The following is a 24,365-nucleotide window of genomic DNA, read 5'->3' on the forward strand; positions in this document are numbered from 1 at the left end:
CTGAACCGATCATGGTGGACGGCACGCCGGAGGGCGAGCAGGAGCTCATCAATGGGCGGTACCGCCTGATCGAGGTGATCGGTCAGGGCGGCATGGGCACGGTCTGGCGCGGTCACGACGAGATGCTCGACCGCGAGGTCGCCATCAAGCGGGTGCGCTTCTCGTCCGACCTCGACGAGGAGGAGCGGGCCGAGCTCAGCGACCTCGCGCTGCAGGAGGCACGGGCGACGGCCCGGCTGAACCATCCCGGGATCGTCACGATCCACGACGTGATCGACGACGACGGCACCCCGATCATCGTCATGGAGCTGCTGAAGGGCCGTCCGCTCGCCGAGATCCTCCGGACGGAGGTGCGCCTGCCGTACCGGCGGGTCGCCGAGATCGGCGCCGCCGTGCTGGACGCGCTGCGGGAGGCGCACGACTCCGGGATCGTGCACCGGGATCTCAAGCCCGCCAACGTCCTGATCTCGGACCGGCGGATCGTGCTCACCGACTTCGGCGTGGCGCAGCGGGTCGGCGAACGCGCCGACGGCTTCGACGACGTCCTGGGGACTCCGGCGTTCATGGCGCCCGAGCAGGCGGAGAACGCCGCCGCCAGCCCCGCCGGCGACCTGTGGTCGCTCGGCGCCGTGCTGTTCAACGCGGTCGAGGGGGGGCCGCCGTTCCAGGGACCGGACCACGCGACCGTCCTGCTGACCCTGCTCACCCAGGAGGCGCCGGCGCTGGTGAACGGCGGTCCCCTGCGACCGCTGATCAAAGCGCTGCTGACCAAGGACCCGGCACGCCGCCCCACGGCCGAGGAGACGGCGGAACGGCTGGACGCGATCCTGCGCCGGGACGACGGCGCGCAGCCGGCCCTCCCGAGCTCGGCGAGCCCACCACCGGACGCCGCCAAGGCCACGCCGCCGCACTCCGGCACGAAGGCCACGAAGGCCGCGAAGCCGACCGCTCCCCCGCCCTCCACGGCCGCTTCCTCCGCGACCGGGCCCGGCAGCACGGCCCCATCCGCCACCGGCACGTCCGCCACCGGCACGTCGGGCACCGGCTCGAGCACCGGCACGTCGGGCACCGGCCCTTCGGGCGCTGGCACGCCCGCCAAGGCGCCCGGGGCCGCCGCGCGGCCCCGTACCGTTCCGAGCGGCTCGCGCCCCGCGCCTCAGGCACACGGGGTGCCCACGCCCCGCGCGCCGCTCACCCCCGCCCAGCGGGGGCGCCGCGCCCTGACCTCACTTTTGCTCACCCTCCCCGCGGTGGGCGTGGTGTACTCCTGCATGGCCGAGCACTCGTCCACCCTCTCGAACGGTATGAACGCGAACCCGTCGTACTCGTCGGGCGGACAGGCCGGCGCCCCGGCGGGCTCCTCGAGCGCCTCCGCCCACACGGTGGCCTTCAAGGCCACGGCGTTCACCCCGGACGGCGATCTGGTCGCGTTCGGTGATGACCACGGCGAGGTCCGGCTGTACGGGACGGCGTCGAAACGGTCACGGGGCTCCTTCCACGCCGATCCGGTGAGCCAGGTCCCCGTCGACGCCCTGGCGTTCAGCCCGGACGGCCGGAGTCTCGCGGTCGGGTTGGAAGGCGGCGGCGTGAAGATCTGGGACGTGAAAGGTCGCGAGCTACGCGAACTCGACGGTTTCAAGGGAGCGGACGACTTCTCGGAAGAGATCGACGTCGAGGCCATGGCGTTCGGCCCGGACGGCCGTACCCTCACCGCCGTCGGCGAGTCGGGGCTGGTGGGCGTCTGGACCCTGCGGACGCACAAGTACGACGCGCACCGGATGCCCTTGAAGGATTCCAGCTGCAAGTCCGGGGCGTTGAGCGCGGACACGACCGAGGCGGCGTGCATGACCCTGGACGGTGACATCACGGTCTGGGACGTCGAGAAGAAGTACGCGGTCGCCCAGTGGCCGGGGGCCGACCAGAACCTGGGCAAGGGCTTTGCCCTAAGCCCGGACGGAGCGACCATCGCCGTCGCTGAGGAGCCGAACTCGGGGCAGGCCGACGTGCGGCTCTGGGACGTCCGCAACCCCGACAAGCGGACCGACCTGGCCGGCGTGATGACGTCGCCGGGGAACGCCCTCGTCTTCGGCGCGGACGGCAGGACGCTGGCGTTCCCGGCCTACTCCGGGGCCGCCGACAGCAATGGCCAGATCGAGGTCTGGAAGGTCCCGCACGGCGGCAAGAAGACCGCCTGGAACACGACGACGCCGCAGGTCTGGGCGATGGCGATCAGCCGGGACGGCCGCCTGGTCGCCACCGCCGATGTCGACGGCGCCGTCCTGTGGGACGCGCGCTCGGGCAAGGAGGTGACGTCCTGGCACGCGTGACCTCTACGTGCCTCCTCCCCGCACGTGACCTCAGGTCCTGGCGCGTCAGTCGGAGTGCCTGGCCGGGGTCCGCGCCGGGGCGCGCTCGCCGTCGCCGGTGACGGCCACGTGCTTCTCCCTCCCGTCGTCGGTACGGATCCAGGCGGTGTCCGGTGACGGGACCACGTTCACGAACGCGTGGTTCAGCTTGATCTTCAGCCGGGCCTTGGGGTGGAGGGCCATCTTGGGCAGCACGCCGTGCTCGTCGGGCCCCGCCCCGGGCAGCACCTTCGCGGGGGGCACCCGGCGGCCGAGGACCACCGCCGCGCCCTCCTCACTGACCGGGGCCTCGACCTCGACGTACGCGCCGTTCGGCAGCCGCTTGATGATGCCGGTCTCCACGCCGTGCTCGAGCATGTGCCGTTCCCGGCGCTGCAGGCCGAGGCACATCCGCCGCGCGATGAGGAACCCGAGGATCGGCCCGACGATCACCGCGATCCGGAAGATCCACGTGGTCGTGAACAGCGGGATCTCGAAGGTCTTGGCGATGATGTCGTTGCCGCCGGCCAGCCACAGCAGGCCGTAGAAGATGACGCCCGCCATGCCGATGCCGGTACGGACGGGCACGTCGCGCGGCCGGTCGAGGAGATGGTGGATCTCGTAGTCGCCGGTGACCCAGCGTTCGAGGAAGGGGTACACCGCCAGTCCGGTGAACAGCGCGCCCGGCACGACCAGCGCCGGGACGATGACGTTCATCGCGAGCGTGTGCCCCCACGCGTTGATCTCCCAGCTCGGCATGAGCCGCAGCGAGCCCTCCAGGAAGCCCATGTACCAGTCCGGCTGGGATCCCGCGCTGATGCTCGCCGGGTCGTACGGGCCGAACAGCCAGACCGGGTTGATCTGGAAGAACGTCGCGAGCAGCGCGATGAACCCGAAGACCCACAGGAAGAACGCCGTGGTCTTGGCGAAGAAGACCGGCCACATCGGCTTGCCGATGACGTTGCGGTTGGTGCGGCCCCTCCCGGGGAACTGCGTGTGCGTCTGCCGCCAGGTGAGGATCACCCCGTGCAGCGGGATCAGCGCCATGAGGATGCCCGGGATCAGCAGGACGTGGATGGTGAAGAGCCTCGGGATGATGACGTTCCCGGGAAACTCACCGCCGAACAGCCACATCGACAGGTACGACCCGACGAGCGGAATGCTCAGCAGCACGCCCTCGAGGATCCGGATGCCGGTGCCGGACAGCAGGTCGTCCGGCAGCGAGTAGCCGAACAGCCCGTTCAGGATGGCGAGGAGGAACAGCGTCACGCCGATCAGCCAGTTGATCTCCCGGGGCTTGCGGAACGCTCCGGTGAAGAAGTTGCGCAGCATGTGGGCAACGATGGCCGCGAGGAACACGATCGTCGCCCAGTGGTGGATCTGCCGCATCAGCAGCCCGCCGCGCACGTCGAAGCTGATGTGGAGCGTGGACTCGTACGCCTCGCTCATCGTCAGGCCGCGCAGCGGCAGGTACCGGCCGTTGTAGACGACGTCGTGCATGCTCGGTTTGAAGAACAAGGTCAAAAAGATGCCGGTCGCGACGATGATGAAGAACGAGTACATCGCGACTTCGCCGAGCAGGAAGGTCCAGTGATCGGGAAAGACCTTCTTCAAGGCTTTTGAAAGGAAACGGGCGCCGCCGACGCGTTCATCGACCGCGCGGCCCGTCTTGGACAGTGGTTTCGGCACAGTCGCCATCGCCGCACTCCGCTCTGGCGGCCCCCCGACCGCCTCGGCATTCGGTCTTCCACCACTTGTAGTACTTCCCCGTTGGTAACGCAACGGAGTTGAGATGGCCACTTTTGGCACAATTAGTGCAAATAGTCACTTCCGCCCGGTAACTTGCGATCTCAGCCGGTGGGCTGGGGGAGGTTCCGTGTGACGAACGAGGGGCGGCCGTGGGCGTACATCCCGCCCGAACTCACCACCAAGGTCAGACCAGGGCTGGCCGACGAGATGATGGAGGAGATCCACCACCGGATCCCCGAATACGCCCGCCGCTGGGATGACGCCTTCGCCGCGGTCATCCGCTCGGCCATCGACCGGGTGATCGACGAGGTTTTAAGACGTGTCACCGAGGCCGGGGACGGCGAGTCCCCCGGCGCCTCGGCCGCCGAGTCTCCCGCCGAGCCCGTCGCGGACTTCTTCCGGGCGATCGGGCGGAGCGTGGCCCGCGAGGGGCGCGGACTCGACGGCCTCCATACGGCCATCCGCGTCGCCGGGCTGGCCGTATGGCGCCGGATCTCGGCCGACGCCGCGCCGCTCCGGCTGTCGGCCCAGCTCCTGTGCGTCCTCGGCGAGACGGTCATGCTGATCCAGGACGAGGTCGCCGCCGCGGCCGCCGAGGGCTACGCCCAGGCCGAGGCCGCCGTGGCGGGTGAGCTGACCCGCCGCCGCAACCAGCTCGTCAACCTGCTCCTGGCCCGGCCCCCCGCCTCTCCCGAGGACATCGCCGAACTCGCCCGCGTCGCCCGGTGGCCGGTGCCGCGTACGGTCGCCGCCGTCGCCCTCTACGAACGCCGGCAGGGCGTCGGCCGGCCCGCCCTGCCGCCCGACATCCTCGCCGACCTCAGCCGCTCCAAGCCCTGCCTCATCGTGCCCGACCCGGACGGGCCGGGCCGGAACCGCCTGCTCGACGCCGCCCTCACCGACTGGGTCGCCGTCGTCGGCCCGACCGTAGGGCTGTCGGAGGTCTCCCGGTCGATGCGCTGGGCCCGCCAGGGCCTCGACCTCGTACGCCGTGGCCTCATCGCCGACGACAGCGTCGTACGGTGCGCCGAGCACATGTCCACGCTGATCCTCTTCCAGGACGAGGAACTCCTCGCCGCCCTGTCCACCCGGCAGCTCGCGCCCCTGGCCCACCTGCGGCCCAGCCAGCAGGATCGGCTGGCCGAGACCCTGCTGGCGTGGCTGCAGGCGGGACGCAACGCCAACGAGGTCGCCGTACGGCTGCACGTCCACCCCCAGACGGTGCGGTACCGGCTGCGCCAGCTCGACGACTTGTTCGGCGATCAGCTCCAGGACCCGGACCTGCGGTTCGAGCTGGAGATCGTGCTGCGCGCCCGCGCCCTGCTGTCCGAGGACGCCCGTGCGCGGGAGCCCGCCGAAGGACAGGTGATCAGCCTCCGCCGCTGAGCCCGTCACCGGTGGCGGGGCAGCATCCGGAACGCGAGGACGACGGAGAAGACGGCCAGCGGGATCTCCAGGAGCGCCGCCATCGCCACCGCCGTCAGCTGGTCCGCGCCCGGCGCGGCGGTGGACACGTCGAACCACGCGTCCGCGACCAGCAGCGTCGCGGTGACCATCGCGGTCAGGCACGCCCGCGCGTCGCGCCGGATGACCAGCACGCCCGTCGCGACGAACGAGAGCGCCTCCAGCATGTCGAACCCGACCCAGGCGACCCGCCAGTGGGCGGCGGTCGCCGTCGCGGGCAGGCTGGTGGCCAGCACGAACAGCCAGGGCAGGAGCGCCAGGCCGGCGCCGATCAGCCCGACGCCCAGCCGGACCGGCCACCGCGACCGCGCACGAGACGAGACCTGGGGGGCCGGCGTACGGGACGCGACCCGAGGGGCCTGGGTACGGGCGGCGGGGCGGGGCCGGGAGGGCGGGGCGGCGGTGATCAGCGACATGACCAAAAGCATCGCGTCCGGCGCGGTCACCGTCAGTCACGCCGATATCCGACCTTGGGGTGGCACTGGCTTCACCCCCGATCGGGCGTCTGCTTCATGGCAGGCCGTCCACCCCCCGGATTAGGGTCTTCTCATGACTCAAGCGGTTCCCCTGCACCGCGCCTCCCCCCATTGGAGCGACTACCTTCCGTTGTCGCGCGGTGCGTGGCGGAACACGACCTTCGTCACGGCCGGCGTGCCCGCCCATCTCGTGGCGCTGTCGGTGTTCGCGCTGCCCTGGCTGGACGCGCCCGTCTCCGTGGGGGAGGTCCTGCTCGCGACCCTGGTCTCGCTCGCCCTGCCCTTCCTCCTGCTGCGGCCGTTGAACGCGATGCAGCGGAGCCGGTTCTGGGGGCTGCTCGGCGTCGACGTGCCCGCGCCGCCCCGCGGCCGCCGCGACCTCCGCGCCGCCCTCCGCTCCCGGACAACGTGGCGGTCACTGATCTACCACGGGCTGGCCGGTCCGCTCCTGGCCGGCGGGGGGCTGCTGGTCGTGGCCATGTGGGCGACCGGCTTCGGGCTGGCGCTGCTGTACACGTACGCGTGGGCGCTGCCGCCGCACAGCCCGCTCTCCCTCACCGAACACCAGAAGTTCATCAACGTCCTGACCGTGTGCGGCGTCCTGCTGCTGATCGTCACGCCCGCCGTCGCGGCGGTGGTGACGCGGCTGGACACCCGGGCCGCCCTGGCCCTGCTGGGACCGAGCCGTACCGAGGAGCTCGAACGCCGCGTCGAGGACCTCGCCGAGAAACGGGCCGGCGTCGTCGACGCCGCGGACGCCGAACGCCGCCGCATCGAACGCGACCTGCACGACGGCGTGCAGCAGCGGCTCGTCTCGCTCGCGATGAACCTCGGCCTCGCGCGGGAGACGCTCACGGACGTGCCGGAGGACGCCATGCGGGTGATCACCGAAGCGCACGCCGAGGCCAAGGAGGCCCTGACCGACCTGCGGAACGTCGTCCGGGGCCTGCACCCGGCCGTCCTCGACGACCGGGGCCTGGACGCCGCGCTGTCGGGCATCGCCGCCCGCACGCCCCTGCCCGTCAAGCTCCGGGTCGACGTTCCCGCACGCCCCGCGCCGACCGTCGAGGCCGTCGCGTACTTCGTCGCCTCCGAGGCCCTCACCAACGTCACCAAGCACGCGCGCGCCTCGCGGGTGGAGATGGAGCTGGTCCGCGTGGCGGACGTGCTGCGGATGACCATCACCGACGACGGCGTCGGAGGCGCCGAGCCCACGCGCGGGACGGGCCTGACGGGCCTGCGGCAACGCGTCGCGTCGGTGGACGGTACCTTCCGGATCACCAGTCCGGCCGGGGGGCCGACCGTCATCACCGTGGAGTTGCCGTGCGCGTTGTGATCGCCGAGGATTCCGTCCTGCTGCGAGCCGGGTTGATCAAGCTGCTCGAGACGTCGGGGTTCGAGGTGCTCGCCGCGGCCGACGACGCCGAGGGCCTGCTCGCAGCGGTCGAGGAGCACCGGCCCGACCTGGTGATCGCGGACGTGCGGATGCCCCCCGGCTACTCCGACGAAGGGGTACGGGCGGCGCTCGTCATCCGCCGCCAGTGGCCGGAGATCTCCGTGCTGCTGCTGTCGCAGTACGTCGAGGAGCGGTACGCCGCCGACCTCCTCGCCACGAACACCAGCGGCATCGGTTACCTGCTGAAGGACCGGGTCGCCGACGTCTCGTCCTTCCTGGACGCGCTGCGCCGGGTCGCGTCCGGCGGCACCGCCCTCGACCCCGAGGTCGTCGCCCAGCTGCTCGTACGCCGGCAGAACGACCCCCTCCAGGCCCTGACCCCGCGCGAACGGGACGTGCTCGCGCTCATGGCCGAGGGCCGCTCGAACAGCGGCATCGCGCAGGCCCTGGTGGTCAGCGAGAGCGCCGTCGCCAAGCACATCAACAACATCTTCGCCAAGCTCGGCCTGATCGACGGCGCGGCCGCGGATCACCGTCGCGTGCTCGCCGTCCTCCGCTTCCTGGAAGGAGGGTCGTGATCGAATCCCCCGATGTACCGCGGACCGCTGGGGAGCCGGTGGCCGAGGCGACCCCGCAGCGCCCGCGCCGCCGGGTGCTGTGGAGCTTCGTGGCCGCCGTGACCGCGTTCGTCCTCGTCGTGCCGAACGGCGTGCTGATCTGGGGCGAGCTGATCAGCCAGAAACAGCGGAGTCGCCTCATGGCCGACACCCACCCGATCACGGCACTGGAAGTGGACATCGGCGCCGGTGACCTGTCGGTCACCGCCGGCGACGCCGGCGGGGTCACGGTGGACCAGACGCTGAAGTGGGTGACGCGCAAGCCGCGCGTCAAGGCGACCTGGGAGGGCACGACGCTGCGGCTCACGGGCGCGTGCACGGCGTGGGTGCCATTGTCCGGCTCCTCGTGCAGCGTCGGCCTGCAGGTCCGCGTCCCCGCCGGCGTAGCGCTGCGCGCGACGTCCACCTCGGGCGCGGTCGCCGCCACGGGACTCACCGGCCCCGTGCGGCTGTCGACCACCTCCGGCGTCGTCTCCATGCGGAACCTGACGGGGCCGGTCTGGACGCGTGCCAGCTCCGGCGTCATCGAGGGGATCGGTCTGCGGTCCGGCCGGGTGGACGCCGCGTTGACGTCCGGAACCCTCGATCTGGCCTTCGCAGCGGCGCCGCAGGAGGTCACGGCGCAGGCCAGGTCCGGCGCACTGTCCGTCTTCGTGCCGCCGGGACAGCGCTACCGCGTGACCACGAAGTCGTCGCTCGGCGACCCGTCCATCGACCGCGGGCTGGCCGACGACACCGCGACCCGCCGCATCGACGCCCAGACCTCCTCCGGCTCGATAGAGATCAGGTACCTCCGCCCCTGACCGATCCGTCCGACACGGCACCGCCCACCCACCGTCGACCGGCGCCGCAGGGCCGCTGATCGCGTCCGTCCGGCACGGCGACCGTCCCGCCACCGGCCGGCGCCACCGGGCCCGGGCCGTACGAAAGGCTCGGTGATCGCGGGGTCGTAGGGCGCGGAAGCCCCGAATCACCGCCCGCGCTCGTCGTTGCCCGAGCCTTTCGTACGGCCCCGCCGATCAGTGGCGGGCGAGCCTGGCGAACACCGGCGACGGAGCGGGCAGCCGGCCGTCGACCACCGCGCACTGCCGGGCGACGCGCTCCGCGGCGTCCGGCAGGAACGGCGACAGCTCCACGCCGACCGTCCGGCACGCGTCCAGCGCCACCGCCAGGGCCGCGTCGAGGCGGCGACCGGCGTCACCGTCACCGGCCCGTTCGGCGCGCACGAGCTCCCACGGACGGACCCGGTTGACGAACCGGTTGGCCGCGTCGACGATCGCCCGGACGGCCTCCGTCGCCGCCCGGAAGTCGAACGAGCCGAGCGCGGCGTCGACCAGCGCGGGCGCCCGTTCGCACGCCGCGACCACCTCGTCGCCCGAGCAGTCGCCGGGGCCGGACGGCACGGGCGGGCGGCCGTCGGGGGCGGGCAGCACAGACGGGCATCCGCCGGGACCGGGCGGCACGGGCGAGCGGTCGCCGGAGCCGGGCGGCACGGGCGGGCGACCGCCGGGCACGGGCGGGCGGCCGTCGCGGTACCGGTGGATCATTGAGATCACCCGGTTGACGAGGTTGCCGACGCCGTTGGCGAGTTCGTCGTCGGCGCGCGCGATGAGCCGGTCGTGGGTGAAGTCCGCGTCGCCGGCGCGGGGCACCTCCCGCAGCAGCCACCAGCGGACCGCGTCGGTCCCGTACGCGTCGACCAGCGCCGTCGGATCGACGGTGTTGTCGCTGGACTTGCTGATCTTGCGGCCGTCGGCGGTGAGGTAGCCGTGCACCAGGATCTCCGTCGGCAGCGGCAGGCCGGCCGACAGGAGCATGGCCGGCCAGTACACCGCGTGGAACCGGACCACGCCCTTGCCCACGAGGTGGACCCGGCGGTCGGCCGCCGACCACCAGCGCCGCAGCTCCGCGTCGTCGGTGCCGTATCCGAGCGCGGTCAGGTAGTTGCCGAGGGCGTCCCACCACACGTAGATGACCTGGCCGGGATCGCCCGGCACCGGGATGCCCCAGCCGCGGGCGCGGGCGACCGAACGCGAGATGGAGAAGTCCTCCAGCCCGCCCGCGATGAAGCTCAGCACCTCGTTGCGGCGTTCGGCCGGCTCGATGCGCAGGCGGCCGCTCTCGATGAGGTCGTGGAGCCGGCCGGCGTAGCGGGACAGCCGGAAGAACCAGTTCTCCTCGGCGACCCGCTGCGGCGTGGTGCCGTGCTCGGGACAGCGGCCGTCGTCGAGGTCGGCGGGGGCGTAGAACTGTTCGCAGCCGACGCAGTACAGGCCCTCGTAGTGCTTGCGGTACAGGTCGCCCGAGGCCTCGCAGGCCCGCCAGAACCGCTCGACGCCGGCCCGGTGGCGCGGGTCGCGACCGGTATGGATGACGTCGTCGATCGAGAGCGTCAGCGGCCGGTGCAGCGCCACGAACGCCGCCGCGTTCCGGTCGACGAACTCCTGGACCGGGACGCCGGCCCGCTCGGCGGCCTGCACGTTCTTCAGCGCGTTGTCGTCGGTGCCGGCCTGGAGCCTGACGTGGTCACCGCGGCGGCGGTGATGTCGGGCCAGTACGTCGGCCTGCACCAGTTCCAGTGCGAACCCGACGTGCGGGCGGGCGTTGACGTAGGGGATGGTGGTGGTGATGTAGACGTGGTGTCGGGTCATCGGAACCTCCCGGAGAGCCGGGGCTCCGATGCGCGAACACGAATCGAGGCCCCGTGCCAGGGCCTCGGATTCGGTACGTCCGTCAGTGCTAGCGGCCCCGTGCGGGGCGCATCATCACCTGACCTGCGGACGTGTTCATGCCTCCACCATACGGCCCGGGGCCCCGTACGGCACGGCGATTTCCGCGGCTACCCCTTGTCGGTCCCGGTGGCCAGCAGGTCACGGACGGCGGCGTCGATGAAGGCGGCGTCGGCGGGGTTGGCGCCACCGCCGGTCAGATGGCCCCAGATCCCCGGGATCACCCGGACCCGGCCGCCGGGGATGTGCCGCACGGCGCGGAGCTCGTCCTCGGGCGGGAAGTACAGGTCCTTCTCCGCGGGGAGGGCGAGGGTCTCGGCCGTGATGGAGCCGAGCGCGCGCTCGAGGTCGCCGTCCATCCCGGGCGTCGCCGACACGTCGGCGTGCCGCCAGGTCCACAGCATCGCCAGCAGGTCGTTCGCGTCCTGGTCGATGAAGTTGGCCTCCCAGAAGCCGGGCAGGAAGTCCTCCAGTGTCGTGAAGCCGAGCTGCCGGTAGGTCTCCTCCCGGTAGAAGGCCTGGGAGAACCCCCAGCCGGCGTAGACCCGGGAGAACGCCCTGATGCCCGCGAGGGGCGGCGTCTCATAGCGTCCGTCGCGGTAGGAGGCGTCCAGGGTGAGGGTCGCCCGCAGGCTCTCGATGAACACCACGTTGTGCGGCGAGGTCTTCGGCGCCCCGCAGAACGGCAGGGCGCGCGCGACCATCTCGGGATGGCTCACCGCCCACTGATAGGTCTGCAGGGCGCCCATCGAACAGCCGAGGACGAGGGCGAGCCGTTCGATGCCGAGGTGCTCGGTGACCAGGACGTGCTGGGCCCGGACATTGTCGCGGATGGTGACGTCGGGGAAGTCGGCGGCGGCGTGCGGCGGCGGGGTGTTGGAGGGCGACGAGGACACGCCGTTGCCGAACAGGTTCGGCACGATGACGAAGTACTCCCGTGGGTCCAGCGCCCGGTCCTCGCCGATCAGCCACTCGTTGGAACGGTGATCCCCGGCGAACCAGGTGGGGAACAGGACGGCGTTGGACCGGTCGGCGTTCAGCCGGCCGTACGTCCGGTAGGCGAGCCGGGCCGGCCGCAGGGTGTCCCCGTTCTCCAGCGCGAAGTCGGGAAGCTCCAGGATCTCGTGGTCAGTGGACAAGTGACTCTCCAATGAGGGGATCTTCGTGATCGGGTCGGGGAACGGCGCGGGCGGCGGTCTCGAAGAGCCGGTCCTCCTCACCGGTCCGGCAGATGAGCTGCAGCCCGGTGGGCAGGCCGTCGACCGTCCCGGCCGGGACGGTGAGCGCGGGCAGGCCGAGAACGTTCCATGGACTGGTCAGCGCGAGCAGGGCGTCCCGTACGCGCACCCGCGCGCCGTCCAGGTCGACCTCCCGCCGGTCGACGGGCGGCGCGGTGATCGGCACGGTCGGCAGCGCGAGGACGTCGTGGTCCTCGAAGAGCGCGGCGACGGCGTCGGCGAGCCGCGGGCGTGCCCGCAGCCCCCGCACGTACCGCCAGGCGGGCACGGTGGCGGCCGTCCGGAGGCGTTCGAGGACCTCCGGATCGAACAGGCCGGGCCGCTCGGCCAGGCGTTCGGCGTGGACGGCCGCCGCCTCGCCGCTCTGGACGGCGACGAACGCCTCACGGAGGTCCTCGACGACCCGCTGCGGGAGGCGGAGTTCGTCGAGCGGGCCCTCCAGCGCGGAGCGCGCCGAGTGCTGGACGCGGGCGTCGGCGGGGAAGAACGCGCGGGGGTCGAGCCAGCCGACTCGGGACGTGCCCTCCGCCGACGGCCCGCGGCCCGGGACGAGTGCGCGGTAGGCGATCCGGCAGTCGTCCGCGCTCGCGGCGAGCAGGCCGACGTGGTCCAGCGTCTCGGACAGAGGGAAGACGCCGTCGGTCGAGATCACGCCGTACGCGGGCTTGAACCCCGATACCCCGCACAGCGCCGCCGGGATGCGGACGGAACCGCCGGTGTCGGTGCCGATGGCGAGGGGGACCATGCCCGCCGCCACCGCCGCGGCGCTTCCGCCGCTGGAACCGCCGGACATCCGCGCCGGATCACGCGGGTTGCGGCAGGGGCCGGTCGCGGAGCGGTCCCCCGTGGGGCCGTAGGCGAACTCGTGGGTCGTCGTCTGACCGACCAGGACCGCGCCCGCCTCCTTCAGCCGCCGGACGCAGTCGGCGTCGGTGGAGGGCACGTGGCCGGCGAAGTGCCGTGAGCCCATGGTCACGGGCCGGCCCGCGACCATGATGACGTCCTTGACCGCCACCGGTATGCCGTGCAGGGGGCCCCGGTCGAGGCCGTCGGCGAGTTCGCGGTCCGCCTGCCGGGCCGCGGCCAGCGCCTGGTCGGCGGCCGTGGTCGTGAACGCGTTGACGAGGGAGTCGAGCCGGGCGACGGCGTCGAGCGAGTGCCGCGCGAGGTCGGTGGCCGTGATCCGGCGCCGCCGCAGGTCCGCGGCGAGGTCGCGGAGCGACCGGCCGGCGAAGTAGCCGCCGGTCGCGGCGCTCGTACGGGAAGAGGTCACGGTATGTCCTTGGAAGTCGGCGGCCGTCGTCACACGTGCCGGAAGCCGGGAAGCAGATCGAGCAGGGGGATGATCGTCGCCGTGCACAGCGCCATGGTGGCGGTGTAGGCGACCATCGGCGGCAGGTGCGGCGGCAGCCGCCGGGCCAGCGCCGCCGCGAGCGGAGGCGCGATCATCGCGCCGAGCAGGGCACCGAAAATGATCGCCTGGAGCGTTCCACCGAAGGTCAGCACGGTGGCCGGGGCGACCGACACGACGGGGACGAAGGTCGGGTACCAGCCGTGGGCCGCATGGCGCCCGCGCCAGAACATCACGCCGCAGGCCGCCGTCAGGATCTGGGCGGCGAGCAGGTGCGGCAGCAGGCCGCTGCCGTACGCGGGCGCGGCGGGGTTCAGGAGGAAGTGCAGCACGCAGCCCAGCAGCAGCCCGGCTCCGGCCCACTCATTGCCGTAGAAGTGGGCCTCGGTGAGGTCCGCGAGGATCCGGCGCGGCACCCACGAGGGGCCGTGGCGGACCTGGGCCGGCGGCATCGGCTCGGCAGGGGCGAGGCTCGCCCGGAGCGGCGGCATCCAGGGCAGCCTGGCGCAGATCGAGCAGGCGATGAGGCCGCCGAGGGACATGGCCAGCACGCTGCCCACCACCGGTGACAGGCCCAGCGGGACGCAGACCTCGTTCACGGCGAGCACGGCGATGGGCGTGACGAGGGTGGCGCCCAGCGCCGCCCCGGTCACGGCGACGAGCCAGCCCTCGCCGTACAGGATCACCACGGCGGGCGGGACGGAGACGAACGGTGCGAACGTCGGCTGCCAGCCGCCCGGCGTCGACAGCGTCCACCCCCACAGCAGGTTGCTCGCCACCACTCCCAGGCCACCGCTCACGGCGACCCACGGCCACATCCCCGTGCCGCAGGCCTGCGTGAACCCCTGGTAGCGGGCTCCCCGCCGCCGGGCGGCATGGGCGAACGCCGCACCGATGATCATGAGCAGGCCGCCGAGCGCGGACTTGGCCAGCGTCGCCTCGGTGGTGTCGCCGAGGATCCAGTACACGTACCAGGCCGGATGGGCGTAGCCGAGTCTCCAGGAGGCGTACCCGGGGACGACGGCGGGGAGCGCGGGCCGCAGGAGATCGAGCGCCATCGCCAGCGACGACGCCAGGGCGACGACCGTGATGGCGGTGGCCCAGAGCCGGAGGGCGTGCGCGCGTTCGGGCGCGCGGAGTGTCGTCGTGGTCATCGCGACCGGTCCTCAGCGCGGGGCCGCGGGGTTCAGGGTGTAGCCGAGCATCGGATCGTACAGATCGGTGCGCCGGTCGCGGATCAGGTCGTTCAACGGGGTCCAGATCGGGGCGCTGCGCGCGGAGACGACGTCGATGTCGGCCGTCAGGATGGTCTCCTCCTCGGCGCCCGCGACCCGGCCGATCGGCCAGCCGTTGGTCCCGGCGATGAGCGAACAGCCGAGGAAACGGGCGTCCCGGTCGGTCCCGACCCGGTTGGCGGCGGCGATGAACACGTTGTTGACGTGCGCGGCGGTCATGGTCAGGTACGAGGCCATGCACCTGCCGCTCTCGTCGAAGATCGGCGGTGGCGTCCACACCCAGTTGTTGACGCTGCAGATGATGTCCGCGCCCTGCTGGGCCAGCAGCCGGGGCACCTCGGGGAACCAGATGTCCCAGCAGACCAGCAGGCCGATCCGCCCGATCCGCGTCTCGAACACCGGGAAGCCCAGGTCACCGGGGGTGAACCACAGCTTCTCCCGGTTCCACAGGTGGGCCTTGCGATAACGGCCCACGTAGCCGTCCGGTCCGACGAGGACGGCCGTGTCGTACAGGCGCACGCCGTCGCGTTCGGCCAGGCCGCCGACCAGGTACACCCCACGCTGCCGGGCGAAGGACTCCCAGGCCCGGACCGTCTCCCCGTCCGGGACGCTCTCCGCGTGGTCGTACGCCTCGGCGCGGTCGCGGAAGCTGTAGCCCGTCGTCGCCAGCTCCGGCAGGACGATCAGGGTGGCGCCGTCGTCGGCGGCCCGAGCCGCCAGGGCGAGCGCCCGTTCGGAGTTGGCGGCGCGATTCTCCAGGCCGACCTGGGGGTCGAACTGGATCACGGCGACCCGCGCCGGGCTGACGGACGAGTCGGGCGCCGATGATCCGTACGGAGGGGTGGTCGTCATCGCGGGGTCCTTTCCCGTTGCCCAAACGTTTGGGCCAAACGTTTGGGTTAGCATGGACGCCAGCCCCGAAGCCCGTCAAGAGGCACGGCGCGATCCGTTTCACCAGTTGTACGTGGTGGGCGGCTCGCCGGTCTCTCGCGGGGTACGGGTGGGCGACTCACCGGTTGCCCCGGGACGCGGCCACCGGCATAGGGTGAGCCGGTGCCGAAGGAGGTGAGGGATTCGTGGCGGATCCGAAGGCTCGCCCGGTGACTCTGCGGTCCATCGCCGATCAGCTCGGGCTGCACGTCTCCACCGTCTCCCGCGTGCTGAACGGCCCCGCCGAGGACGGTGCGCGCGCGGCCTCCGGCGACACCGCCGAGCGCATCCGCCGCCTGGCCGCCGAACTCGGCTATCAGCCCGACCCCCACGGCAGCGGTCTGCGTACCGGACGCAGCAGGCTCATCGGGGTCCTGGTCCCCCGGCTGTCCGACCTCGTGCTCTCGACGATCTACGAGGGCATCGACGAGGCGGCCGGCGAACGCGGGCTCACCACCATCGCCGCCAACACCCTCGATGACGACGAGACCCGGCGAACGCGGACGAAGATGCTGCTCGCCCGCCGCGTCGACGGCCTGATCTTCGGCGACGCCCGGCTCGACGACGCCTTCCTCGACCGGCTGGCCACGGACGGAGTGCGGTTCGTCCTGGTCAACCGCAGGGCGGGGAACCATCCGTCGGTGACGCCCGACGACCGGCTCGGCGGCCGGCTGGCCGCCGAACACCTCCTGAGCCTGGGCCACACCGACGTCGCCGTCATCGCGGGCCCGCCGTTCGCCAGCACCGGCGCCGACCGCACCGCCGGCTTCGTCGAGCACTACCGGGACCACGGCATCCGCGTCCCGGAGGCTCGGGTGCTGCACACCCCGTTCGACACCGCCGGCGGACGAGCCGCCGCGGACGAACTGCTCCGATCGCCGGACCGGCCCACCGCGATCTTCGCCGTCAACGACTTCGCGGCGATCGGCGCCCTAGGCGCGGCCCGCGACCACGGCCTCCGGGTCGGTACGGACGTCGCGATCATGGGCTACAACGACACCCCGCTGGCCGCCGAGCTGCCGATCCCGCTCACCAGCGTCGCCGTGCCGATGCGCGACATCGGCCGCCGCGCCCTCGAACTCCTGACCCGCCTGCTGGCGGGCGAGGACGTCGAATCGGAGCTCCTACCTCCGGCACTGACCCCCCGCGCCTCATCCGGCGCCGCCCGCGCATAGGACCACCCACCGCATCGACGGGCGTCGATGCGGCCGGACGGGCCCCTGACCGATCCACCCGGTACGGCGCGGCGAGATGCCCGACGGCTGCTCGGGTGAGCGCACAAGCTCGACGAAGACGCCGCCATAAGCCGAAGTCGAAGGATCGCCGCCCGCGACCCGTCTATGCCGAGGATTTCCGTCGCTCCAGCGACGGAAATCCTCGGCATAGACCCGCAGCTTCAGGACGGTGCGAGAGGTGCCCCGCCTGGGTGTCGGTTCTCGAAGATGTGAGCAACGGAAGCCCACCCAGGCGAGGAGCTCAAGGACCGAACCGAGCCCAGACGACCTTTCCCCGGTGCGGGGACGGCTGCCAGCCGAGTCGTCCGTTCGTCAGCTCCCGGATCAGGAACAACCCGCGGCCGCTCTCGTCGGCCTCCTCCGGATCGACGATTCGCGGCATCGTCGCGCTGTCGGGATCCCACACCCCGACCTCGATCACCGGATGCGCCGGACGGGCGACCCATACGTTGATCAGGGCGCCGGGGTACTGCCGGGTCGCGTTGGTGGCCAACTCGGTCAGGATCAGCCGCCCGAGGTCCCGGAGTTCGGCCAGGCCCCACGATGCGACGGCCTGGTCAACCAGATTGCGCGCCAAGTAGACATTTTCCGGACAGGCATGCATTTCAAGACTGAATCGGCCCGGGACTGTCCAGTCGTTCACCGGTAGAGCCGTCATGACCATGCCTCGCCTTTCGCCGAAGACCTCACCGTCCGCCGCGTATTCGATCTGGCTACATGGTGCACAAGCATGGATACTTACGGTGACAACTGGTGACTCCGTGGGAGCGCAATGGAGTGCTGGGGATTCGGCCAGTGGTCATGCAGTGGTCGCCAGTGGTCAGCCGGCAACATCGACAGCGCATGGAGTGGTCGTGGCAGTAAGAAGGCACCACCGACCGCACCCTCTTCGGGCCTTCGGGAATGAGGTCCGGCGATACCGGGAGCGAGTCGGCATATCTCAGGCACAACTGGCGGACAAGATCCCCATCAGCAGCTCGCACGTCGGCAAGATCGAGCGCGGAGAAACGCGCTGTGACCGGTCGCTGGCCGTGGCGATGGACAAGATCCTGGACACCAGAGAGGCTCTGCCGTCACTCTGGGATGAGTTGGTGAAGGACGCAGCCTTCCCGACGTGGTTCGACTGGCCGGAGGTCGAGGCCAACCCGGACACGATCGTCCTGGAGTCCTACGAGAACTGCGTCGTCTACGGTCTGCTGCAGACACCTGACTACGCCGAAGCCCTTCTTCGCGGGAACGAGGCGGCCGTCTCCACTCGCCTGGGCCGACAAGAGATCCTCCGCAGAGAGGACCCGCCTCCACCGCGCCTATGTGCGCTCCTCACCGAGAACGTCCTGATGAATGAGGTCGGGAATAAAAAGATCATGCGTGAGCAGTTGGAACACCTGCTCACCATGTCCTCGGACCGGATTCACATCCACGTCGTACCGCACCCGATACCCACGACCGGGACAGATGGCTCCTTCTGCATCGCCACTCTGGCCGATCGCAGCGAGCTCGGATTCGTTGAGACCGCCGCGCGCGGGTTCACCCTCAGCGAGCGGGACGATATACAGACACTGTCGGAGAAATTCGCGGACATCAGGGCGCGCGCCCTACCGCTGGACTTGTCGAAAGACTTCATCCGCAGGGTCATGGAGGAACGATGGACCTGAACGACCTCGGCTGGCGCAAGAGCTCCCGCAGCGGCGGGGGCGGCGGTAACTGTATCGAGCTGGCGGTCGTCGAAAAGGGCTCCGGCCGGGAGTAGTCCGGCCACGGCCGGCGGAGTCCTCTCACCAACGTGTGGAGGGCTTCGTCATATCGCTCAGCCCTGCCGCTGTAGTTGTCGAGGGACGCTGTTGCCACCTTGCCGCCGGCCGAGACGACCGTTGCCGGAGCGTGCGAAAGGCTCGGCGATGGCGCAGTCATAGCGGGACGAAGTCGGCGAATCGCCGCCTGTGACCGCGTTGACCGAGCGTTTCGCGCGCTCCACCGTTCAGGAGCCGTGTGCGACACGCTTCGTCGCGCCGGCGGGCGACTGAAATCCGCGAATCGTGGGCGTGCCGGGCGAGTTTCTGTAACATCCTTTGTTACAGGAGGTGGTGATGGCGGCGAACAGTCGGCTTACGGTCGCGGTGCACGCTCTCGCCTGGCTGGCGCTGGCGCAGCGGCAGGGGCGGGATCAGCTCACGTCGGACCAGGTCGCCGCCAGCGTCAACACCAACCCGGTGATCATCCGCCGCAGCCTCGGCGACCTTCGCCGGGCGGGCCTCGTCAGCGTCCGTCACGGACCGGGGGCCGGTTGGAGCCTCGCCCGGCCGGCCGAGGAGATCTCTCTCGTTGAGGTCTATGACGCGGTCGAGCGGGATTCGTTGTTCGGGATGCACCACAGCGAGCCGAACCTCGAATGCCCGGTCGGCAAGGGTATTCGCCCGGCGCTCGGGTCGATCTACGACGGGGCCGAGCAGGCCCTGCGACGGGAGCTCGGCCACACGTCGATCGCCGACGTGCTCCGTCAGACCCTGCGGGTGAGCTGAGCGACCACGCCTGCCGCGCCGTTAGAGCAAAAGTGTAACAACTTTGATTACAGAAAGGACTGCCCGATGAGCGGAGCCCGGTCGCAGGTCTTGGAGCTACGGCAGTACACGTTGCGCAGCGGCACGCGCGACGTGCTGATCGATCTCTTCGAGCGGGAGTTCGTCGAGTCGCAGGAGGCGACGGGCATGGAGGTGATCGGCCAGTTCCGCGACGTGGACGCCGCCGACCGGTTCGTCTGGCTGCGCGGCTTCCCGGACATGCGGAGCCGGGAGGCCGCGCTCCGCACCTTCTACGGCGGTCCTGTCTGGGCGGCCCACCGGGACGCGGCGAGGGCCACGATGGTCGACACCGACGACGTGCTGCTGCTGCGGCCCGTGGACGAGGGCTCCGGCTTCCCGGCGCCGAGCGAACCGCGGCCCCCGGTCGGCCGGGCGGAGTCGCCGTCCTCGCTGGTCGTCGCGACGCTTTACCGCCGCGACCGGCCCTTCGACGAGGAGTTCGCCGAGTTCTTCCGTCGCCGGGTGCGGCCGGTGCTGGCCGAAGCGGGCGCCGCGCCGCTGGCGTACCTGCAGACCGAGCACGCCGAGAACACCTACCCCGCGCTGCCCGTACGGACCGGCGAGAACTTCTTCGTGTGGTTCACCCGGTTCGCCGGTCACGCCGACGCCACCGCGCACCTACGGCGGCTGGAGGATTCGCGCGCGTGGCGCGAGGACGTGCTGCCGCGGCTGTCGGCGGTCCTCGCGAGCGCGCCTCAGCGGCTGGTGCTGGCCCCGACCGCGCGGTCCCTCCTGCGCTGAGCCCCCGGCGGCCCGGGCGGCCGGGGGCGTACCGCCTACCAGTGGTTCCAGTGCAGGACCTCGTCGCGTGGGATGCGGCGGGCGGGCTTGAAGTCGGTTCCGATGGTGTAGGCCAGTGGGATGAACGCGGCGAGCATGACCTCGTCGGACGGCACGCCGAGCGCCTTGGCGAGTTCGCGTTCGCGAGGGCCTTGGGCGGTCGTCCAGACGGTGCCGAGGCCGCGGGCGCGGGCGGCGAGCATGAAGCTCCACACCGCGGGCAGGATCGATCCCCAGGTCATGGACTGGTCGAGCACCGACGCCCGGTCGGTGCGTCCCTCCACGGCCGGAATGACGAACGCGGGCACGCGGTGGATGTTGTCGTACAGATGCCGGAGCCCGTCGTAGATGCGTTCCATGCTGCCGGGGTGGGCGTTCATGCGGCGCAGGTCGCGGTCGTTGACCGGTTGTCCGCCGCCGGTGGCCAGGGCGCGGCGGAAGATGTCGGCGACGATCCGTCGCTGGTCGCGGTCGGTGATGATGAGGAAGTGCCAGCGCTGGCGGTTGCGGCCGGTGGGCGCCTGGGTGGCCAGGTCCACGCATTCCTCGATCAGTTGGCGGGGGACGGGGCGGGACAGGTCGAGGCGCTTACGCACCGCGCGGGTGGTGGACAGCAGTTCGTCGGGGGTCAGATTCAGGGTCATGGCGTGCTTCTCCTCGGTTGCCGCGACAGGGATCAGGAGTCGGCTGGGGCCGGTACCGGCTCGGCCGCGGGCGCCGGGGCGCGCAGGCCGAGGGCGGCGATGAGGACGCCGAGCAGGGAGAAGGCTCCGGCGGTCAGGAATGCCAGCCGGTAGCCGGAGAGGGCGGAGTGGCCGAGCGGCATGACGGCCGCCAGGACGGCGATGCCGACTCCCGCGCCGATCTGGACGGATGAGGTGACCAGTCCGGAGGCCAGGCCCTGCTGGTCGTCGGGCAGGCCGCCGACGGCGGCGATGTTGAGGCTGGGGAAGGACAGCCCGTTGCCGATGCCGTGGATGAGCAGGGCGGGCAACAGGACGGCGACGTAGTCGCCGGTGGCCCCGGCTCGCAGGAACAGCAGGATGCCGGTGGCCTGGATCAGCATTCCGAGTGCGGCCACGCGTCCCAGGCCCCAGCGGTTGATCAGCTTTCCGGCCAGGTTGGCGGTCACCACGATGGCCAGGCCCATGGGGACGATGCCAAGGCCGGTCGCCAGGGCGGTGTAGTGAAGTTCCCGCTGCAGGTACAGGACTGCGACGAACTGCCAGCCGATGGTCGCGCACGCCCAGGTCAGGGCGGCGAGGTTGGCGGCGGTCAGCCTGCCCGACCGGAACACCCCCAGCGGGATCAGCGGGAGGCGTTGGCGGCGTTCGATGGCGACGAAGGCGGCCAGCAGGACCACGGCCGCGATACCGGCCGGCCAGCTCTTCTCGGTCAGGGCGTAGACGAGCAGGAGTACGCCGCCGGTGACGGCGGTGGCGCCCGCGCCGTCGAAGCCGCCGGCCGCCGCGCTCGGTCGTTCGCCGCGTGGCAGCGCGAGCGGCGCGGCGACCAGGACGGCCAGGGCGATCGGCACCGGCAGGAAGAACACCAGTCGCCAGCCGACCTGGGTGAGCAGGCCGGAGAAGATCAGGCCGGCGCTGTATCCGGTCGCACCGGCCAGGGAGTAGATCCCGAGCGCGCGGTTGCGCCGCGGCCCCTCGGTGAAGGTGGTCGTGATCAGCGAAAGCGCGGCGGGGGCGGTCAGGGCGGCGGCCACCCCCTTCACCACGCGGGTGAGGACGAGAAGCCAGCCGATCGACAGCAGGCCACCGGCCAGGCTCGCCGCCGCGAAGGCGCCCAGCGAGATCAGGAACATCCGGCGGCGGCCGAACAGGTCGGCGATGCGCCCGCCCAGCAGCAGGAAGCCACCGTAGGCGACCGCGTACCCGGACATCAGCCACTGCAGGGTGCTCTCCGGCAGGGACAGGTCACGTCCGATCGAGGGCAGCGCGACGCCCATGAGAGACAGGTCCATCGAGTCCAGGAACACGGCTGCGCACAGCAGGACCAGGGCCGTCTGTCGCCGGCCGTCGGAAACGGTCATGACAACTCCATCTGCTCGCCAACAATCTGTGGACAGATGATTCAGACCGTAGGGCGACAAATCATCTACTGTCAAACAATTGGCGATCAGACGGTTGTTGGTAGGATCGATCCGATCGAACAGGTGAGAGGATCAGCGCCGACCATGACAGCGGATCGTTCGAAGCCGACCTACTTCCCGCAGTTGGCGGCGGAACGCCTGGACATCGCCTTGTGCCGGGCCTCGGCCGCGGTCGCACGGGCGGCCGACGCGCACGCCGGCGAGCACGGCCTGGGCGTGGGCCAGCATCTGGTGCTGAAGATGCTCGAGGCCGTCGGCCCCTGCTCGCAGCAGACGCTGAGCGAAGAACTGCGCATCGACCGCACGGTCATGGTGAGCGTCTGCGACGACCTGGAGAAGGCGGGTCACGTACGCCGGGAACGCAACCCTCGTGACCGGCGCTCGTACGCCGTCACCATCACCGACGCGGGGCGCCGGCGCCTCGCCGAGGCCGAGGCGTCGATCCCGGAGTTCCTCGAGGACACCTTCAACGGCCTGACCCCCGCAGAGCGGGACCAGCTAAGCGTCCTCCTGGGAAAGCTCCTGCGTCTCCCGGACTGAGCTCGTCCGCGCCGTACCCGGATGGTCGGTCCAGGTTGGATCAGAGTTGTCATTCAACTGATTGATTGAATATCGTTCCGGCATGCCGACACGGAGGACGTCACCGTCCGGGGATCGCGGCACGGCGGCATCGCGGACGCGGGAGCGGATTCTCGAGGCCGCCGTGGCCGAGTTCGGGGCCAAGGGGTACGCGGGCGCGCGCACCGCCGGGATCGCCGAGCGCGCGGGCGTGAACCAGCAACTGATCTCGTACTACTTCGGCGGCAAGCAGGGCCTGCTGGAGGAGTTGCGCCGGCGCTGGCAGCGGACCGAGGCGTCGATCGCCGCCCGGGACGGGTCGTTCGACGAGTCGGTCGCCGCCTATCTGAACGCGATGTTCGATCGGCCCGACTGGGCGCGACTGGTGATCTGGCAGGCACTGGGCGACTGCCCCTTCACCGACGCCGAAGAGGGCGAACGCCACCTGGAGGCCCAGCGGGCCCGGCTGACCGAGTCGGTGGCGAGGATTCGCGAACGTCAGCGGGCCGGCGAGGTCACCGACGCGGTCGAACCGGAGTTCGCGCTGCTCATCGCCTACGCGGTGGCCTTCGCACCGATCGCGATGCCGCAGTTCGTACAAGAGCTGTTGGGCGGTGATCCGCTGTCGCCGCCGGTCCGGGATCGGCTGCACGACCAATTGATCAAGCTTCTCGGCGCAGCCGGCGATTAGGGAGTTCACGGAATGGTCGCGGTCGTCTTCGGAGCCCGGGGAAACGTGGGCCGTCATGTCGCCGCAGGTCTGCTCGCGGCGGGTAAGGAGGTCCGGGCGACGAGCCGGACCCCCGATACGGCGGGCCTTCCGCCGCGGATGCAGGTGGTGGCGGCCGATCTCGAACGGCCTGAGACCCTGCCCGCCGCCCTGGACGGCGCGGAGCAGGTCTTCCTCTACGCCAAACCGGACGGCGTCCACGGTTTCGTCGCGGCCGCCAGAGCCGCGGGCGTACGGCAGGTGGTGCTGCTGTCATCGGCGGCGATCGTGGCCCCCGACGCCGAGCAGAACCCCATCGCCCGGCAGCACCGGGCCGTCGAACTCGCGATCGAGCGGTCCGGCATCGACTGGACGTTCATCCGCCCGGGGATGTTCGCCACCAACACGCTGTGGTGGTGGCAGCGGTCGATCCAGGCCGACGGAGTCGTCCGCAACCCGTATCCGGACGCGCAGACCGCGCCCGTACACGAGAAGGACATGGCGGCGCTGGCGGTGACCGCGTTGACCGAGCCGGGACACCGGGGGCAGGCGTACACCGTCTACGGCGCGGAGTCGCTCACCCTTCGGCAGCAGGTCGAGCACATCGGTGACGCGCTCGGCCGGAAGATCCCCTTCGAGGTGATCTCCGTGGAAGAGGCCCGGATGGAGATGGGCAGGACCCTCCCCGCGATCGGCGTCGAGACCTTCCTGCGCCAGTGGGCCGCCCGCGACGGCACGCCCGCTCAGACCTCAACGATCGTCGAGGAGATCACCGGCCGCCCCGCGCACACCTTCGCGGAGTGGGCCGAAGCCCACGCCGACGACTTCCGCTGACCGGCGGCGATGCCGAGGTCCTCCTTCTCGGCG

23 protein-coding genes are annotated in these 24,365 nt (G+C 71.2%); 13 read left to right on the forward strand and 10 right to left on the reverse strand.

Annotated features, from left to right (window positions below; genetic code table 11):
- Positions 1 to 11: 11 nt before the first annotated feature.
- Entirely contained in the window at positions 12 to 2,327 is a 2,316-nt protein-coding gene (locus AB0L00_RS41560; protein WP_364443206.1) for a protein kinase, read from the forward strand.
- A gap of 45 nt (positions 2,328 to 2,372) precedes the next feature.
- On the opposite strand, the gene AB0L00_RS41565 is transcribed toward AB0L00_RS41560, so the two are convergent.
- A complete protein-coding gene (locus tag AB0L00_RS41565; RefSeq protein WP_364443207.1) occupies positions 2,373 to 4,043 on the reverse strand; it encodes a ubiquinol-cytochrome c reductase cytochrome b subunit in 1,671 nt (556 codons plus the stop codon).
- A 180-nt stretch (positions 4,044 to 4,223) separates the two neighbouring features.
- Between AB0L00_RS41565 and AB0L00_RS41570 the strand changes: the two genes are divergently transcribed.
- Complete coding sequence (locus AB0L00_RS41570; protein WP_364443208.1) at positions 4,224 to 5,480, forward strand: helix-turn-helix domain-containing protein; 1,257 nt, start codon at positions 4,224 to 4,226, stop codon at positions 5,478 to 5,480.
- Between the two features lie 5 nt (positions 5,481 to 5,485).
- On the opposite strand, the gene AB0L00_RS41575 is transcribed toward AB0L00_RS41570, so the two are convergent.
- Entirely contained in the window at positions 5,486 to 5,974 is a 489-nt protein-coding gene (locus AB0L00_RS41575) for a hypothetical protein (protein WP_364443209.1), read from the reverse strand.
- A 133-nt stretch (positions 5,975 to 6,107) separates the two neighbouring features.
- Between AB0L00_RS41575 and AB0L00_RS41580 the strand changes: the two genes are divergently transcribed.
- The 3 genes from AB0L00_RS41580 to AB0L00_RS41590 are packed head-to-tail and all read left to right on the forward strand — an operon-like array spanning position 6,108 to position 8,850.
- Entirely contained in the window at positions 6,108 to 7,370 is a 1,263-nt protein-coding gene (locus AB0L00_RS41580; RefSeq protein ID WP_364443210.1) for a sensor histidine kinase, read from the forward strand.
- Positions 7,358 to 8,008, forward strand: coding sequence for a response regulator transcription factor (locus tag AB0L00_RS41585; RefSeq protein ID WP_364443211.1), 651 nt, complete (start codon positions 7,358 to 7,360; stop codon positions 8,006 to 8,008). The genes AB0L00_RS41580 and AB0L00_RS41585 overlap by 13 nt, the downstream gene beginning before the upstream one ends.
- Positions 8,005 to 8,850, forward strand: coding sequence for a DUF4097 family beta strand repeat-containing protein (locus tag AB0L00_RS41590; protein ID WP_364443212.1), 846 nt, complete (start codon positions 8,005 to 8,007; stop codon positions 8,848 to 8,850). The genes AB0L00_RS41585 and AB0L00_RS41590 overlap by 4 nt, the downstream gene beginning before the upstream one ends.
- A 216-nt stretch (positions 8,851 to 9,066) precedes the next feature.
- Here AB0L00_RS41590 and AB0L00_RS41595 read toward each other — a convergent pair whose 3' ends face one another.
- The 5 genes from AB0L00_RS41595 to AB0L00_RS41615 all read right to left on the reverse strand — a co-directional run bounded on the left by AB0L00_RS41595 (position 9,067) and on the right by AB0L00_RS41615 (position 15,452).
- Positions 9,067 to 10,698 (reverse strand): methionine--tRNA ligase, encoded by a 1,632-nt coding sequence (locus AB0L00_RS41595; RefSeq protein ID WP_364443213.1) that lies wholly within the window; start codon positions 10,696 to 10,698, stop codon positions 9,067 to 9,069.
- Positions 10,699 to 10,886: 188 nt separating this feature from the next.
- Positions 10,887 to 11,915, reverse strand: a complete 1,029-nt coding sequence (locus tag AB0L00_RS41600) for an alpha/beta fold hydrolase (RefSeq protein WP_364443214.1) — start codon at positions 11,913 to 11,915, stop codon at positions 10,887 to 10,889.
- On the reverse strand, positions 11,905 to 13,287 hold the full coding sequence (locus tag AB0L00_RS41605; RefSeq protein ID WP_364443215.1) for an amidase: 1,383 nt from the start codon (positions 13,285 to 13,287) through the stop codon (positions 11,905 to 11,907). Before AB0L00_RS41605 ends, AB0L00_RS41600 begins: the two co-directional genes overlap by 11 nt.
- Positions 13,288 to 13,316: 29 nt before the next feature.
- Positions 13,317 to 14,519, reverse strand: a complete 1,203-nt coding sequence (locus AB0L00_RS41610) for a hypothetical protein (protein WP_364443217.1) — start codon at positions 14,517 to 14,519, stop codon at positions 13,317 to 13,319.
- 12 nt (positions 14,520 to 14,531) lie between these two features.
- The gene (locus tag AB0L00_RS41615; protein WP_364443218.1) at positions 14,532 to 15,452 is read right to left on the reverse strand and encodes a nitrilase family protein; all 921 of its coding nucleotides are present in this window, start codon (positions 15,450 to 15,452) and stop codon (positions 14,532 to 14,534) included.
- Positions 15,453 to 15,676: 224 nt separating this feature from the next.
- Between AB0L00_RS41615 and AB0L00_RS41620 the strand changes: the two genes are divergently transcribed.
- Positions 15,677 to 16,705 carry a LacI family DNA-binding transcriptional regulator gene (locus AB0L00_RS41620; RefSeq protein WP_364443219.1) on the forward strand — a complete coding sequence of 343 codons (1,029 nt, stop codon included), beginning with the start codon at positions 15,677 to 15,679 and terminating at the stop codon, positions 16,703 to 16,705.
- 301 nt (positions 16,706 to 17,006) lie between these two features.
- Here the strand turns inward: AB0L00_RS41620 and AB0L00_RS41625 are convergent, their stop codons facing one another.
- Positions 17,007 to 17,429 (reverse strand): ATP-binding protein, encoded by a 423-nt coding sequence (locus tag AB0L00_RS41625; protein ID WP_364443220.1) that lies wholly within the window; start codon positions 17,427 to 17,429, stop codon positions 17,007 to 17,009.
- A 190-nt stretch (positions 17,430 to 17,619) separates the two neighbouring features.
- On the opposite strand from AB0L00_RS41625, the gene AB0L00_RS41630 reads away from it, so the two are divergent.
- From AB0L00_RS41630 to AB0L00_RS41645, 4 genes are all read left to right on the forward strand, one after another.
- Positions 17,620 to 18,420: a helix-turn-helix transcriptional regulator gene (locus tag AB0L00_RS41630; RefSeq protein WP_364443221.1), complete on the forward strand. Its 801-nt coding sequence runs from the start codon at positions 17,620 to 17,622 to the stop codon at positions 18,418 to 18,420.
- The gene (locus tag AB0L00_RS41635; protein ID WP_364443222.1) at positions 18,411 to 18,515 is read left to right on the forward strand and encodes a DUF397 domain-containing protein; all 105 of its coding nucleotides are present in this window, start codon (positions 18,411 to 18,413) and stop codon (positions 18,513 to 18,515) included. Before AB0L00_RS41630 ends, AB0L00_RS41635 begins: the two co-directional genes overlap by 10 nt.
- A 337-nt stretch (positions 18,516 to 18,852) precedes the next feature.
- The gene (locus tag AB0L00_RS41640) at positions 18,853 to 19,284 is read left to right on the forward strand and encodes an Rrf2 family transcriptional regulator (RefSeq protein WP_364443223.1); all 432 of its coding nucleotides are present in this window, start codon (positions 18,853 to 18,855) and stop codon (positions 19,282 to 19,284) included.
- A 66-nt stretch (positions 19,285 to 19,350) separates the two neighbouring features.
- Positions 19,351 to 20,085: an NIPSNAP family protein gene (locus AB0L00_RS41645; protein ID WP_364443225.1), complete on the forward strand. Its 735-nt coding sequence runs from the start codon at positions 19,351 to 19,353 to the stop codon at positions 20,083 to 20,085.
- Between the two features lie 35 nt (positions 20,086 to 20,120).
- Here AB0L00_RS41645 and AB0L00_RS41650 read toward each other — a convergent pair whose 3' ends face one another.
- Both AB0L00_RS41650 and AB0L00_RS41655 read right to left on the reverse strand, forming a co-directional pair.
- Positions 20,121 to 20,768: a nitroreductase family protein gene (locus AB0L00_RS41650; protein WP_364443226.1), complete on the reverse strand. Its 648-nt coding sequence runs from the start codon at positions 20,766 to 20,768 to the stop codon at positions 20,121 to 20,123.
- Positions 20,769 to 20,800: 32 nt separating this feature from the next.
- Positions 20,801 to 22,171 carry an MFS transporter gene (locus AB0L00_RS41655; protein WP_364443227.1) on the reverse strand — a complete coding sequence of 457 codons (1,371 nt, stop codon included), beginning with the start codon at positions 22,169 to 22,171 and terminating at the stop codon, positions 20,801 to 20,803.
- Between the two features lie 144 nt (positions 22,172 to 22,315).
- Here AB0L00_RS41655 and AB0L00_RS41660 point away from each other — a divergent pair, with 144 nt between their 5' ends.
- The 3 genes from AB0L00_RS41660 (at position 22,316) to AB0L00_RS41670 (ending at position 24,332) form a co-directional block, all read left to right on the forward strand.
- Positions 22,316 to 22,771, forward strand: a complete 456-nt coding sequence (locus AB0L00_RS41660; protein WP_364443229.1) for a MarR family winged helix-turn-helix transcriptional regulator — start codon at positions 22,316 to 22,318, stop codon at positions 22,769 to 22,771.
- A gap of 82 nt (positions 22,772 to 22,853) precedes the next feature.
- Positions 22,854 to 23,480: a TetR family transcriptional regulator gene (locus AB0L00_RS41665; protein ID WP_364443231.1), complete on the forward strand. Its 627-nt coding sequence runs from the start codon at positions 22,854 to 22,856 to the stop codon at positions 23,478 to 23,480.
- A 12-nt stretch (positions 23,481 to 23,492) separates the two neighbouring features.
- Positions 23,493 to 24,332, forward strand: coding sequence for an NAD(P)H-binding protein (locus tag AB0L00_RS41670; RefSeq protein WP_364443233.1), 840 nt, complete (start codon positions 23,493 to 23,495; stop codon positions 24,330 to 24,332).
- Positions 24,333 to 24,365 lie beyond the last annotated feature (33 nt).

The sequence above is a fragment of the Actinoallomurus sp. NPDC052308 genome, assembly GCF_040679195.1.
In the GTDB taxonomy this organism is placed as follows: Bacteria; Actinomycetota; Actinomycetes; order Streptosporangiales; family Streptosporangiaceae; genus Actinoallomurus; species Actinoallomurus liliacearum.

Excerpts from the sequence above, each read along its gene's own strand:
- AB0L00_RS41595 (WP_364443213.1), bottom strand. The coding sequence starts at position 10,698 with ATGACCCGACACCACGTCTACATCACCACCACCATCCCCTACGTCAAC.
- AB0L00_RS41640 (WP_364443223.1), top strand. The coding sequence starts at position 18,853 with ATGGCGGCGAACAGTCGGCTTACGGTCGCGGTGCACGCTCTCGCCTGG.
- AB0L00_RS41650 (WP_364443226.1), bottom strand. The coding sequence starts at position 20,768 with ATGACCCTGAATCTGACCCCCGACGAACTGCTGTCCACCACCCGCGCG.
- AB0L00_RS41655 (WP_364443227.1), bottom strand. The coding sequence starts at position 22,171 with ATGACCGTTTCCGACGGCCGGCGACAGACGGCCCTGGTCCTGCTGTGC.
- AB0L00_RS41560 (WP_364443206.1), top strand. The coding sequence starts at position 12 with ATGGTGGACGGCACGCCGGAGGGCGAGCAGGAGCTCATCAATGGGCGG.
- AB0L00_RS41660 (WP_364443229.1), top strand. The coding sequence starts at position 22,316 with ATGACAGCGGATCGTTCGAAGCCGACCTACTTCCCGCAGTTGGCGGCG.
- AB0L00_RS41665 (WP_364443231.1), top strand. The coding sequence starts at position 22,854 with ATGCCGACACGGAGGACGTCACCGTCCGGGGATCGCGGCACGGCGGCA.
- AB0L00_RS41635 (WP_364443222.1), top strand. The coding sequence starts at position 18,411 with ATGGACCTGAACGACCTCGGCTGGCGCAAGAGCTCCCGCAGCGGCGGG.
- AB0L00_RS41565 (WP_364443207.1), bottom strand. The coding sequence starts at position 4,043 with ATGGCGACTGTGCCGAAACCACTGTCCAAGACGGGCCGCGCGGTCGAT.
- AB0L00_RS41575 (WP_364443209.1), bottom strand. The coding sequence starts at position 5,974 with ATGTCGCTGATCACCGCCGCCCCGCCCTCCCGGCCCCGCCCCGCCGCC.
- AB0L00_RS41615 (WP_364443218.1), bottom strand. The coding sequence starts at position 15,452 with ATGACGACCACCCCTCCGTACGGATCATCGGCGCCCGACTCGTCCGTC.
- AB0L00_RS41670 (WP_364443233.1), top strand. The coding sequence starts at position 23,493 with ATGGTCGCGGTCGTCTTCGGAGCCCGGGGAAACGTGGGCCGTCATGTC.
- AB0L00_RS41580 (WP_364443210.1), top strand. The coding sequence starts at position 6,108 with ATGACTCAAGCGGTTCCCCTGCACCGCGCCTCCCCCCATTGGAGCGAC.
- AB0L00_RS41625 (WP_364443220.1), bottom strand. The coding sequence starts at position 17,429 with ATGGTCATGACGGCTCTACCGGTGAACGACTGGACAGTCCCGGGCCGA.
- AB0L00_RS41645 (WP_364443225.1), top strand. The coding sequence starts at position 19,351 with ATGAGCGGAGCCCGGTCGCAGGTCTTGGAGCTACGGCAGTACACGTTG.
- AB0L00_RS41610 (WP_364443217.1), bottom strand. The coding sequence starts at position 14,519 with ATGACCACGACGACACTCCGCGCGCCCGAACGCGCGCACGCCCTCCGG.